Source organism: Micromonospora violae (assembly GCF_004217135.1).
Taxonomy (GTDB): domain Bacteria; phylum Actinomycetota; class Actinomycetes; order Mycobacteriales; family Micromonosporaceae; genus Micromonospora; species Micromonospora violae.
The window spans coordinates 306,653-319,058 of sequence record NZ_SHKK01000001.1; the positions used below are offsets into that span (position 1 = coordinate 306,653).

General features: G+C 70.0%; 10 protein-coding genes. 2 read left to right on the forward strand and 8 right to left on the reverse strand.

Annotated elements, in window-relative coordinates; all coding sequences use genetic code 11:
• Positions 1 to 33 precede the first annotated feature (33 nt).
• On the reverse strand, positions 34 to 996 hold the full coding sequence (locus EV382_RS01420) for a TIGR03557 family F420-dependent LLM class oxidoreductase (protein ID WP_130408331.1): 963 nt from the start codon (positions 994 to 996) through the stop codon (positions 34 to 36).
• Between the two features lie 375 nt (positions 997 to 1,371).
• Here EV382_RS01420 and EV382_RS01425 point away from each other — a divergent pair, with 375 nt between their 5' ends.
• A complete protein-coding gene (locus EV382_RS01425; protein WP_130399849.1) occupies positions 1,372 to 2,748 on the forward strand; it encodes a cellulase family glycosylhydrolase in 1,377 nt (458 codons plus the stop codon).
• A gap of 95 nt (positions 2,749 to 2,843) precedes the next feature.
• Here EV382_RS01425 and EV382_RS01430 read toward each other — a convergent pair whose 3' ends face one another.
• A complete protein-coding gene (locus tag EV382_RS01430) occupies positions 2,844 to 3,164 on the reverse strand; it encodes a DMT family transporter (protein ID WP_130399850.1) in 321 nt (106 codons plus the stop codon).
• 914 nt (positions 3,165 to 4,078) lie between these two features.
• Here EV382_RS01430 and EV382_RS01435 point away from each other — a divergent pair.
• Positions 4,079 to 5,104: an IS30 family transposase gene (locus tag EV382_RS01435; RefSeq protein ID WP_130399851.1), complete on the forward strand. Its 1,026-nt coding sequence runs from the start codon at positions 4,079 to 4,081 to the stop codon at positions 5,102 to 5,104.
• A gap of 51 nt (positions 5,105 to 5,155) precedes the next feature.
• On the opposite strand, the gene EV382_RS01440 is transcribed toward EV382_RS01435, so the two are convergent.
• The 6 genes from EV382_RS01440 to EV382_RS01465 all read right to left on the reverse strand — a co-directional run bounded on the left by EV382_RS01440 (position 5,156) and on the right by EV382_RS01465 (position 12,252).
• Complete coding sequence (locus tag EV382_RS01440) at positions 5,156 to 6,436, reverse strand: RNA polymerase sigma factor (protein WP_130399852.1); 1,281 nt, start codon at positions 6,434 to 6,436, stop codon at positions 5,156 to 5,158.
• Between the two features lie 3 nt (positions 6,437 to 6,439).
• Positions 6,440 to 6,841: a YciI family protein gene (locus EV382_RS01445; protein ID WP_130399853.1), complete on the reverse strand. Its 402-nt coding sequence runs from the start codon at positions 6,839 to 6,841 to the stop codon at positions 6,440 to 6,442.
• 94 nt (positions 6,842 to 6,935) lie between these two features.
• Complete coding sequence (locus EV382_RS01450) at positions 6,936 to 9,071, reverse strand: alpha-galactosidase (protein ID WP_130399854.1); 2,136 nt, start codon at positions 9,069 to 9,071, stop codon at positions 6,936 to 6,938.
• Complete coding sequence (locus EV382_RS01455) at positions 9,068 to 9,949, reverse strand: carbohydrate ABC transporter permease (protein WP_130399855.1); 882 nt, start codon at positions 9,947 to 9,949, stop codon at positions 9,068 to 9,070. The genes EV382_RS01450 and EV382_RS01455 overlap by 4 nt, the downstream gene beginning before the upstream one ends.
• On the reverse strand, positions 9,946 to 10,902 hold the full coding sequence (locus EV382_RS01460) for a carbohydrate ABC transporter permease (RefSeq protein WP_130399856.1): 957 nt from the start codon (positions 10,900 to 10,902) through the stop codon (positions 9,946 to 9,948). Before EV382_RS01460 ends, EV382_RS01455 begins: the two co-directional genes overlap by 4 nt.
• 21 nt (positions 10,903 to 10,923) lie before the next feature.
• A complete protein-coding gene (locus EV382_RS01465) occupies positions 10,924 to 12,252 on the reverse strand; it encodes an ABC transporter substrate-binding protein (RefSeq protein ID WP_130399857.1) in 1,329 nt (442 codons plus the stop codon).
• Positions 12,253 to 12,406: the final 154 nt, after the last annotated feature.

The following is a 12,406-nucleotide window of genomic DNA, read 5'->3' on the forward strand; positions in this document are numbered from 1 at the left end:
GCGGTCGGGTCGGCCGGTGGGCCACCGTACGACTCACAGCTGGCGCAGTCGAGGCAGCAGTTGCTCCTGCGCCCAGTCCAAAAACATCGGCTGGGTTTCCCCGCCGACCTGGATGATCGCCACGTGGGTGAAGCCGGCCTCGACGAACTTGCCGAACGCCTCGACGTGCGCGTCCACATCCGGTCCGCAGGAGATGCCCTCGGCGACGTCCTCCTCGCGGACGAACTGGGTGGCTGCGGCGAAGGACTCCGGGCCGGGCAGGTCCGCGTTGACCTTCCAACCCATCCCGAACCAGCGGAACTGGTCGTGCACGATCTTGCGGCACTCCGCCTCGTCGGGGCCGTAGCAGATGGCCAGCTGACCGTAGCGGGGCTGGCCCGCGCCCCCGGCGTCGTCGTACATCTCGATGATGTGCGGGTCGGGTTCGGTGGAGATGAGGCCGTTGCCGTACTCGGCGGCCAGCGTCGCGGACTGTCGACCGGACGCGGCGACGGCCATCGGCACCGGCCGTTCCGGGCGGTCCCAGATGTAGGCGTCGGGCACGTCGAAGTGGTTACCGGAGAAGGTCAGCGTCTCCCCGTTGAGCAACGGCCGGATGATCTGCAACGCCTCCTCGAACATCTCGTGCCGCTGCTGCACGTGCGGCCAGCCGCCGACCACGTGCTCGTTCAGGTTCTCCCCGGCCCCCAGGCCGAGGGTGAAACGACCGTCCGAGAGCGCCCCGATCGTGCTGGCCTTCTGCGCGACCACGGCCGGGTGGTAACGGCGGATCGGGCAGGTCACGAAGGACATCAGCTGCGCGCGGGTGGTGGCGTGGGCGACCGCGCCGAGCACCGACCAGGCGTACGGGGAGTGACCCTGGGAGTCCAGCCAGGGGTAGTAGTGATCGGACACCACCAGCTGGTCGAAACCGGCCGCCTCGGCCCGTACCGCATGGTCCACCAGCTGCTTGGGCCCGGACTGCTCGCTCATCAGGGTGTAGCCGACGCTGACCATCCTGGTATCCCCTCTCACCGACGGATCGTTCCGGGGATACCCCGGTGCGCGGCGGTCAACCCTCCCGTCCGGTTTGGCTGCCCTGGTGCTTGACGGATCGCCGTCACCCTGCCTACCGTCGGTCTTAACCGGTTAAGAGCCGGGCGTGGCGCACATCCTGTGGTGGGGATGACCGCCCCGTGACGGCCCGCGCCTGCGTGGGCCGTTGCGGCTGTCCGGGCTGCGGGCCCGCGAACTGAACCGGTTGCGAAGGCCATTCCATCGTCCTACGCTGATGCGTGCGCCGGGAGCCGGGCGCGGCTGCCGGGCTGCAGCCGCCTTCCCCTGTACGTCCCCACCCCTGTCGGGCACCGGGGGTCCTCCCTGAGGAAGGCCATGAAGACTCGACTCTCCGCCGCCGGCGCGACAGTGCTCGCGTTGCTCGTCGCCGTGCTGGCGTTCGGCCAGCCGGCGCACGCCGCGGCTGGTTTCTCCGTCGCTGGCGGCAAGTTGTACGACGCCAACGGCGCCGAATTCATCATGCGCGGCGTCAACCACGCGCACACCTGGTACCCGCAGCAGACCAGCTCGTTCGCCGACGTCAAAGCGCTCGGCGCGAACACCGTGCGGGTGGTGCTCTCCAGCGGCGACCGGTGGACCCGCAACACCAACGCCGACGTCGCCAACGTCATCTCGCTCTGCAAGACCAACCGGCTGATCTGTGTGCTGGAGGTGCACGACACCACCGGGTACGGCGAGCAGAGCGAGGCGATCACCCTCGCCCGCGCCGTCGACTATTGGCTCAGCCTGGCCGACGTCCTCAGCGGCCAGGAACGGTACGTCATCGTCAACATCGGCAACGAGCCGTACGGCAACTACAACTACGGCTCGTGGGCCACCGACAACGCCACCGCGATCAAGCGCCTGCGCGCCGCCGGGCTGACCCACACCATCATGGTGGACGCGCCGAACTGGGGCCAGGACTGGGGGTTCTTCATGCGCGACAACGCCGCGTCGGTCTTCGCCGCCGACCCGGCGCGTAACACGGTCTTCTCCGTCCACATGTACGGGGTGTACGACACCGCCGCCGAGATCAGCGACTACCTGGGCCGGTTCCGCGCCGCCGGGCTGCCGATCGTGGTCGGAGAATTCGGCTTCAACCACTCCGACGGGAACCCGGACGAGGACACCATCCTCTCGTACTCCCAGGCCAACGGGATCGGCTGGCTGGGCTGGTCGTGGAGCGGCAACGGCGGCGGCGTCGAATATCTCGACCTGGCCACCAACTTCAACCCGGCGAGCCTGACCGAGTGGGGGCAGCGCCTCTTCAACGGCGCCAACGGCATTCGGCAGACCGCCCGCGAGGCGAGCGTCTTCGGCGGCACCCCACCGCCGACCACCCCGCCCTCCACGACGCCGCCCCCGACCACTCCACCGCCGACGACGCCTCCGCCCACGACGCCTTCGCCCAGCGGTGGGTGCGCGGCGGCGTACACGGTGACCAACCAGTGGCAGGGCGGCTTCCAGGGTGAGGTGCGGGTGACCGCCGGCGCGAGGGCGATCACCGGCTGGACCGTCGGGTGGACCTTCGCCAACGGCCAACATGTCACCCAGTCCTGGAATGTGGCCCTCACCAGCAACGGCACCACGGTGACCGCCCGCAACGCGGACTACAACGGGCGCCTGGCCGCCGGGGCCAGCGCCAGCTTCGGCTTCCTCGGCAGTTGGACCGGCACCAACAGCCCGCCGGTACTGAGCTGCACAGCGAGCTGACGGTCGGACCGGTGGTCGGGGAAACATCGGACCCGGCCACCGGCACCAGCCCCGGTCAGTGCTCCCCGGTCAGTGCCCCCGGTCAGTGCTCCCGGTCAGTGCTCCCCGGCCAGGTTCACGATGACCACCCCCGCGATGATCAGCGCGATGCCGGTGAGCTTGGCGAGCCCCACCGACTCACCCAGGAACACCGCCCCGATCGCCACGATGGCCGCGGTACCCAAACCCGACCAGAGGGCGTACGCCACACCCACCGGAATCTCCTTGACCGCCTGGGCCAGCAGAAGGAACGCCAGCGCGTAGCCGCCGAGGCACGCCACCGTCGGCCCGAGGCGGCTGAACCCGGCGGTGCTCTTGATCAGGCTGGTGGCCAGCACCTCGGCGAGGATGGCGATCCCCAGCAGCACGTACGCCATACGTCCCCTTGGTCCTTCATGGTCGATGAACCCGTCGCTGCCCAGGCTAGTGCCGGCACCTCCCCGTCCAGCCAACCCGCCGCTGCGTGCCCGCCCCCGCCGCTGCGCGCCCGCCCCCGCCGCTGCGCGCCCGCCCTGGTTGTTTGTGTGCCTGCCCCCGGTTGTTGCGTGCCACGGCCCGTCGCCGCTGGCCCGACCGCCAAAGCGCGGCTCGCCCCGTCGCCGCGCACCCCCGCCGATTGACGTCCGTGCGGGCCCGACAGCTGTCACAGATCGCCTTTGGAGCTGATGTCACCAACGAATCGGCCTTCACCCACGGGATGGCCGTGCGCCTGGCACTGGCCCCAGCGGGTCGACCGTGCGCCCGGCACTGGTCCCGGCGGATGGGTAGTGCGCCCGGCGCCCGTGCTGGCGGATGAATCGTTTACGGCATCAGCTCCAAAGGCGGTCCGGGTATACCCACCCTGCGGCTCCGGGCGGCCTGCGGCTCCGGGCCTGCCGGCCCCGAGCGGCCCTGCCGGCCCCGAGAGGCCCTGCCGGTCCGAGCGGCCCTGCCGGTCCGGGCCGCGCCGTCGCCCAGGCCACGCCGTGTCCTCGGCCGTCACCCCCGGGCCGCGTCGCAAGCGCAGGCCGTCCGCGCCCGCGCCCGCCCGCGCCCGCCCGCGCCCGCGTCGAGCCGTGCCCGCGTCGCACTCCGCTGCTGTGCGTGTCGGGCACTGTGCGCGTTGGCTTTGTCCGCGCTGGACGACCCAATCCATCCGCTCGGTGAGCGAAGGCAATGGGTCCCGACCGTGCCGGCGACGCGGGTAGGGGCGGGGAGGGAGCTGGCTGGGTAGATCTTGGACAGTTTCCGTTACGAGGGCGGGCTCAACCGGTGGTTGCAACACCCTTCGGTGATTGTCGTTGGGGTGGTTATGGCGTCGAGGTTGAGCCCGCTGGAGCGGGAGCAGATTGGGTTGGGTCGGGCTGCGGGTGAGTCGTTGCGGTCGATCGCGCGAAGGTTGGGGCGGTCGGTGTCGACGATCTCGCGGGAGGTGGGTCGGTTCGAGCGCTATGGGCAGCGGTATCAGCCGTTGATGGCGCAGTGGGCGTCGTTTCTGCGGCATAACCGGTCCGGGCGGGTGCCGCGGTTGGCTGTTGACGGGCCGTTGCGTCAGGTGGTGCTGGATATGCTGCGACGACGTCGTTCGCCGCAGCAGATCAGTGCCCGGCTGCGGACGCAGTTCCCGGACACGCCGGAGATGTGGGTGTCGCACGAGACGATTTACCAGGCGATCTACCTGCAGGCGCGGGGCAATCTGCGTGCGGACTTGACGCGGCAGATGGCGTTGCGCTCGGGTCGGGCCGCCCGCCGCCGCCGGCCGGCGAGCGCCGGGGCGGTGCGTTCAGCTAGGCCCTGGGTGAACCTGCGCATCGCTGACCGGCCAGCCGAGGTCGCTGACCGGGCGGTGCCGGGGCATTGGGAGGGTGACCTGCTCGAAGGGGTCCGTCGGGGTGGGCGCGGTGGTTCCGCGATCGCCACGTTGGTGGAACGCGCTACCCGGTTCGTGATCCTGGTCGGGCTGCCCGAGGGCAAGGTCTCCGAACACGTCGTGTCCCAGCTGGCCACCGCGATGACCTGGCTCCCACAACGGTTGAGGGCCTCGCTGACCTGGGACCAGGGCGTCGAGATGGCCCGCCACCGTGACTTCACCATCGCCACCGACTGCCCGGTCTACTTCTGCGACCCCCACAGCCCCTGGCAACGCGGCAGCAACGAGAACACCAACGGGCTGCTGCGCCAGTACTTCCCCAAGGGCCAATTCGACTTCACCACCATCGACCAGGCCGGCCTCGACCACGTCGCCGACGAACTCAACGACCGCCCCCGCATGACCCTGGGCTGGGCCACCCCAGGTGAGAAGATGACCCAGCTACTCGGTGTTGCAACCACCGGTTGAGCCCGCCGAGCTAACGGAAACTGTCCAAGATTGCCAGAGGTGCGGGCGCATTTAGGGCTTGGCTGCGGCAGGCGGGTCGCCTTTGGAGCCGGAGGCCAGTCGGGCTGCCCGCATGGTCAGGTAGAGCTGTTCGGGGCGGCTGCTTGCGCGGGCCGCGGCGGCCCGGTAGTCGGCGATCGCCTGGGCCTGGTCACCGGCCATCTCGTGCAGGTGGGCGCGGGCGGCGGCCAGCCGGTGGTGGCCAGCGAGGTGCGGATCGTGGGTCAGCGCGTCCAGGGCGGCCAGGCCGGCGGCCGGTCCGTGCACCATGGCCGTCGCCACGGCGCGGTTGAGGGCCACCACCGGGCTGCCGACCAGGCGTTCCAGCACCTCGTAGAGCGCCAGGATCTGCGGCCAGTCGGTCAGCTGCGTGCTCGGCGCCTCGTCGTGCAGGGCGGCGATGGCGGCCTGCACCTGGTACGGGCCGACCGGGCCGCGCGGCAGGGCCTGGGTGACCAGTGCGACGCCCTCGGCGATCGCCGTCGCGTCCCAGCGGCTGCGGTCCTGGTCGGCCAGGGAGATCAGCTCGCCGGAGGGGCCGGTGCGGGATGGGCCGCGTGCCTCGGTGAGCACCATCAACGCCAACAGCCCGGCTGATTCGCTGTCGTCGGGCAGCAGCGTGTGCAGTGCGCGGGCGAGTCGAATCGCCTCCGCCGCCAGGTCGACCCGGCGCAGGTCCGGGCCGGCGGTACTGGTGTGCCCCTCGGTGAAGATCAGGTAGAGCACCTGGCGTACGGCGATCAGCCGGTCGGGCCGCTCGGCCGCCTCGGGCATCCGGAACGGCAGCCCGGATGCCCGGATGCGGTGCTTGGCGCGGCTGATCCGCTGCGCCATCGTCGCCTCGGGCACCAGGAACGCGCGGGCGATCTCGCTGGTGCTCAACCCGCCGACGGCGCGCAGGGTCAGCGCCACCGCCGACGTGGGCGTGAGCGCCGGGTGGCAGCAGAGGAAGAGCAGAACCAGGGTGTCGTCCCGCTCGGCGGTCAACTCCTCGTCCGCGGCCGGCGCGTACTGCCGGTCGCCTGGACCCTGGCGGGCGACCAGGTCCTCCCGGCGGCGTCGGGCCTGCTCACCGCGGACCAGCTCGATCATCCGCCGGTAACCGACCTGGATCAGCCAGCCACGGGGGTTCGCCGGCAGCCCTTCGGTCGGCCACTGGGTGGCGGCGGCGAGCAGCGCCTCCTGCACGGCGTCCTCGGCGGTGGCGAAGTCACCGAAGCGGCGGCTGAGCACGCCGAGGACCTGCGGCGCCAGCTCGCGCAGCAGGTCCTCGATGCGGGGATCGGTGTTCAGCCCTCACAGCTCCTGGGGAGGTGCGGACATCACCGGGTGCACCTCGATCGGCATGTTCAGTGGCCGGCCGCCGGGGCCGGGCGCCGTGGAGATGTGCGCGGCCAGCTCCACCGCCCGCTGCGGGCTCTCGCAGTCGACGATCCAGAAGCCGGCCAGGAACTCCTTCGTCTCGGCGAACGGCCCCTCGGTCACCACCGGCACCCCGCCCTCACCTGCCCGGACGATCCGGGCCTGCTGCGGGCCGCCGAGGCCCTGCCCGTCGACCCACTCACCGGCGGCGGTGAGCTTCTCGTTGACCTCGCCCATGAACGCGATGTGCGCCCGGACCTCGTCCTGCGTCCAGGTGTCGATGCTCGGGAAGTCGGTCCCGGCGGCGCTGAACTGCATCAGCAGCATGTACTTCATGGTCCGCTCCTCACGCCTGCGCACCTTCGTCGGTGCTCTCACCCTGAGGTAGAAGCAAGCCCCGCCGTTCTCGACACCCCGAGCAAAGAAATTTCTAGCCGACGGCGTCGACCTCCAGCACCACACTCTGCTCCGGATGCAGGGCGGGCAGCTGCACACCCACCCGGGCCAGCGCCGCCCCGCTGAGGGTGACACCACCCGCCAGCCAGGGGGGCGCCGACCGCTCGATGGTCGCCGGCGCCGGTACGCCCGACGCCGGTCGCACCCGGTACCGCCGGCCCGGCTCGAGGCCGGGCAGCCGCACCGCGCCGGGAACCTCCGTCACCGAGGTGGTCAGCCGTGCCACCGCGTACACCGCTCGGGTCTTGTCGTGAGCGATCACGCCGTGCGCCCAGACGGCCGGGTCGGGGTGATCGACCCGGACCACCCGGCCGGCGTGCAGCAGCGGGCGCAGCCGCTTGTGCAGCGCCACCCAGGCGGCCAGCTCGGTCTGCTCGGCGGCGCTGATCGACGCGACGTCCCACTCGATGCCGTGGTGGCCGAAGAGCGCGGTCGCCGCCCGGAAACCCAGGTCGTGTACGCGGTTGGTGGTGTGCGAGCGTTCCGGGCCGATGTGGGTTCCCATCAGCTCCGGCGGCAGCAGCAGACCGGTCCAGCGCTGGATGCTGAGCCGCTCCAACGCGTCGTTGCAGTCGCTGGCCCAGACCCGGTCGGTGCGCGCCAGGATGGCCAGGTCCACCCGGGCCCCGCCCGACGAGCAGCTTTCGATCTCCACACCGGGGTGCCGAGCGCGCAGTTCGTCGAGGAGCCGGTAGACCGCCAGGGTCTGCCCGTGCACCCCGGGTCGGCCATGGTGCCCGGCCTCGGTGAGGTCCCGGTTCTGGTCCCACTTGAGGTACCGGATGCCGGGGTGGTCGGTGAGCAGCGCGTCGAGGCGTTCCCGCACATAGTCGTACGCCTCGGGGCGGCCCAGGTCGAGGACCTGCTGGCTACGCCAGGCCGGCGGCAGCCGCCCCGGCACGGCGAGCAGCCAGTCGGGGTGCGCGCGGAACAGGTCCGAGTCGGGGTTGACCATCTCCGGCTCGACCCAGAGGCCGAACTGAAGGCCCTGAGCGTTCACGTGGTCGATCAGCGGTTGCAGGCCGTCCGGCCAGACGCCGTCGTCGACGTACCAGTCGCCGAGCCCGGCGGTGTCGTCGCGCCGACCGCGGAACCACCCGTCGTCGAGCACGAACCGTTCCACGCCGAGCTGCGCGGCCCGGTCGGCGAGCGCTCGCAGGCGGTCCAGGTCGTGGTCGAAGTAGACCGCCTCCCAGACGTTGAGGGTCACCGGGCGGGGGGAGCGCGGGTGCCCGGGGCGGGCCCGGAGATGCGTGTGCAGCACGTCGCTGAGCCCGTCCAGCCCGGCGTCGGACCAGACCGCGTAGAGCAGGGGAGTCTCGTACGACTCGCCGGGGCCGAGCCGGATCTCCCCGGGGGCGAGCAGCTCGCCGCCGCCGAGGGCCGACTCGCCGGTGGGCCGACGTTCGGCGTACGTGACGTGGTCGCCGCTCCACGCCGTGTGCACCGCCCAGACCTCGCCGTGACCGAAGCCGAAACCGGCGGTGCCGGCCACCAGCAGCAGCGGGGCGTCATGCCCGGTACGGCCGTGCCGACCTTCGCGGACCCAGGCGCCGTGCTGCCACTGGTGCCGCTGCGGGGACCGTTCCCGACACCACCGGCCGGTCAGGTCGAGCAGTTCGGTGGCGACCGCCGGCACCGGCAGGACCGGCGTCAGCTCTCGCAGCTCGTACGCGCTGTCGCCGTCGTTGCGCAGCCGGTGCCGAACAGTCAGCAGCCCGTACGGGTCGAGCGTGATCTCGATGGTCAGGGTCAGCCCGGCGGCCGGGTCCGACGCTCGCACCGTCAGTTGCGCCGTGTCGGACCCGCCGTCGCGCACGTCGAGACCGTCCAGCTGGAACGCCGTGGACCAGCCGGTGCCGTCGCGGTGCCCGGCCAACCCCGGTCGGCCGCTCCACCCGGCGCTCGCCTCCGGCAGCAGGGACAGCACGGTCGGCTCGTCGAAGCTGCTCGGCACCACCGGCGGTACGGTCGCCTCGGTGAGCTGGCGCAGGCCGTCGTCGTCGAGGTCGCCGACGTCGCCGCCCCAGTGCACGACCCGGGGCAGCCCCGGGCCGCTCGCGTCGAGCACCAGGCTGGTCCGTGCGCGGCGCAGGTGCAGGATCGTCATCCTTTGGAGGCTCCCAAGGTCAGGCCCCGAACGAAGTGCCGCTGGAGCATAAAGAAGATCACCAGGGTGGGGATCGCGACGAGCACGCTGCCCGCCGAGACCAGGTTGTTGTCGGTGAAGAACTCGCCGCGCAGGTTGTTGAGCGAGCTGGTCACCGGGAACTTGTCACCGGTGCGCATGAGGACGGTGGCCCAGAAGAACTCGTTGTAGATCCAGGTCACCTCCAGCGTCGCCAGCGCGGCCAGGGCCGGACGGCACAGCGGCATGGTGACCTGCCAGTACTGCCGCCAGATGCTCGCCCCGTCGACCATCGCCGCCTCGTACAGGTCGCGGGGGAGCGCCTTCATGTAGTTGCTGAGCACGAAGACGCAGAAGCCGCACTGGAAGGCCACGTTGATCAGGATCAGGCCCCAGTAGCTGTCGTAGAGCAGCTCCGAGTCGCTCATGAACTCCGGCAGCGGCACCTCGGTGAACAGCCGGAACAGCGGGATGAGCAGCGCCTGCTGGGGCAGCAGGTTGGCCGCGGTGAAGACGCCGAGCAGGACGAGGTTGAGCTTCCAACTGAACCGGGCGATGACGAACGCCACGCAGGAGGCGAGGAAGAGGGTGAGCAGCACCGCCGGCACGGTGATGTACACCGAGTTGAGGAAGTGCTGGCCGAACTCCGCCGTCCGCCAGGCGGTGACGTAGTTGTCGAAGGTCCAGCCGCCGAACGAGACGTAGCCGTTCGTGGCGGTGTAGTCGTACGACCGCAGCGAGGTCAGCACCGCCCAGGCGATGGGGAAGAGCCAGGCCAGCGACACGACGATGAGGAAGCCGTGCAGCAGTATCCGCGGCGGGGTCAGCCGACGGCGGCGGGCCGGAGTGTCGACGCTCATTCCCGGTTCTCCCTCATCACGGTCGCCAGGTAGATGGTGATGAAGACCAGCGAGACGACCAACATGATCGTTGCCAGGGCCGAGCCGAAGCCGATCCGGCTCGCCTCGCCCACCACGTTCTGGGTGACCAGCGCGGAGATCAGTTCCAAGCCGTTGCGGCCCTTGTTGACCACCCAGACCAGGTCGAACGCGCGCAGCGACTCGATCACGGTCACCACCAGCACGATGATGTTGATCGGTCGTAGCACCGGGAACACGACCCGGAAGAACGTCCGGCTCTCTGAGGCGCCGTCGACCGACGCTGCCTCGCGCAGTGACGGGTCGACGCCCTTCAGGCCGGCCAGGTAGAGCAGCATGATGTAGCCGACGTGCCGCCAGCCGGAGGCGACCATGACCGCCCAGATGTTGACGTTCGAGTCGCCGTACCAGTCGATGCTGCTGTTGAAGACGGCGTTGATCAGGCCCTGGTCCCGGGAGTAGAGCAACTGCCAGACGAAGCCGATGAGCGCGAGCGACAGCACCACCGGCAGGTAGAGCGCGGTCTGGTAGAAGCGGCTGCCGCGCAGCTCCTTGTCCAACAGCACGGCCAGGAACATGCCGAACGGGGTGGCGACCACGAAGAGCGCCGCCAGCCAGAGCAGGTTGTGCTGGATCGCCGGCACGAACGGCGGGTAGATGTTCACCACGTCGCTGTAGTTGCGCGCGCCGACGAACTCGATCTCGTTGAGGGGGCCGATGCCGTCCCAGTTGGTGCCGGAGAGCAGCACGGTGGCTGCCGCCGGCATCCAGACGAACCCGGTGACGATCAGCAGCGGGACGAGCACCATCAGCGTGATGACCACGCGGTCGGTGCGGGACAAAAGCCGTAGCCGACGGCGGCGACCACCCGTGGAGGTGGTCGCCGCCGGCGGCGGCACGGCGCGATCCGCTTGGATCAGGGGCAGGTCGGACACGATGTCCTCCCCCTTCCGCCGTCAGTCAGTGAAGATCGACTTCTTCTGGTTCTCGATGGACGAGGTGAGACCGTCGATGTCCTTGGGGTCCTTGATGAACTGCTGGAGCGCCGGGATGATCACCGTGGAGGCGAAGTCCGGCCGGGTGTCCCGGTCGAGGAACTGGGCGATCTCGGTGGCCGACCCGACCAGTTCGGCGGCCTTCTTCTGCAGCGCGGTGTAGCCGCCGACATCCGCGCCACTGTTGGCGACGAGGACGGCGGGGTCGTTCTTGAGGTTGATGTCCGCAGCGGCCTTGCCACCGAAGTACTCCAGCAGCTTGCGCGCGTTGTCCGGGTTCTTGGGCTTGCGGGCCATCATGTACCCGTCGATCGGGGCGTCGAGCGCCTTGGCGCCGATCGACGGGTCGATCTCGGGGAAGGTGAAGAAGTCGAGGTCGTCCTGCTCGTCGTTGTTGAACTGCTGACCGACGAAGAGGCCGAGCAGGTACATGCCGCTCTTCTTCTGCTGCAACGACTGCGCGGCCTCCTGCCAGGTCCGCCCGAGGCTGTCCGGCTGGTGCAGGGGGAGCAGACCGGCCCAGGTGTCGAAGACCTTCTTGACCTTGTCGGAGGTCCAGGCCTCCTTGCCGGCCATGAGGTCGATGTGGAACTGGTAGCCGTTGATGCGCAGGTTGAGGATGTCGAAGGTGCCCATCGCCGGCCAGCCGTCCTTGTCGGCGAAGGCGATCGGGGTCAGGCCGTCCTTCTTCATCTGTCCGGCGAGGGTGGTGAACTGGTCCAGGGTGGTGGGCACCTGGTAGCCGTGCTGCTGCCACACCGACTTGCGGTAGAAGACCGCCCACGGGTAGTACGTCGCCGGGACGAAGTACTGCTTGCCGTCGTCGCCGGTGGAGGCCTTCTTGAAGGCGTCGGAGTAGCCGGTGAGCTTGCCCCACACGTCGCTGATGTCGCCAGCCAGGCCCTTCTGGGCGAAGAAGCGCATCCGGTAGCCGGCGAACCAGGTGAACACGTCGTCCGGCTTGCCCTGTAGGTAATTGTTGATGTTCTCCTGGAAGGTGTTGTGGTCGACGGTGTTCACCGCGACCTGCACCCCGGACGACGTCTTGAAGCCGTCGGTGACCTTGACGAGCACGTCCTTCGGCTTCGGGTCGGACTGGTTCGAGCCGAGCGACACCTCCTTCGAGGAGCCGCCGGAGCCGGAGTCGTCGCCGCAGCCGGCGAGCAGGCCGGTGCCGAGCAGCGCGCCCGTGCCGGCCGCGCCGGCCAGCAACGATCGGCGGTTGAGGCCGGCGACTGAGGGCGGTACGAGCCGTGCCAGGTACTCGGCTTGGGATTGGGGACGGGACATCTGTGCCTCCTGCGGATGAAGAGGTGCTACGCCCAAGGGCCGTCAGGGGTGGTGAAGGCAGGTCCGGCGTCGTGATCACACATAAAGATCCACCGAGAATCCACATTGGCGAACACGAACGGCCATTGGGGCCTCAAGCTACCCTGCGGTCGGG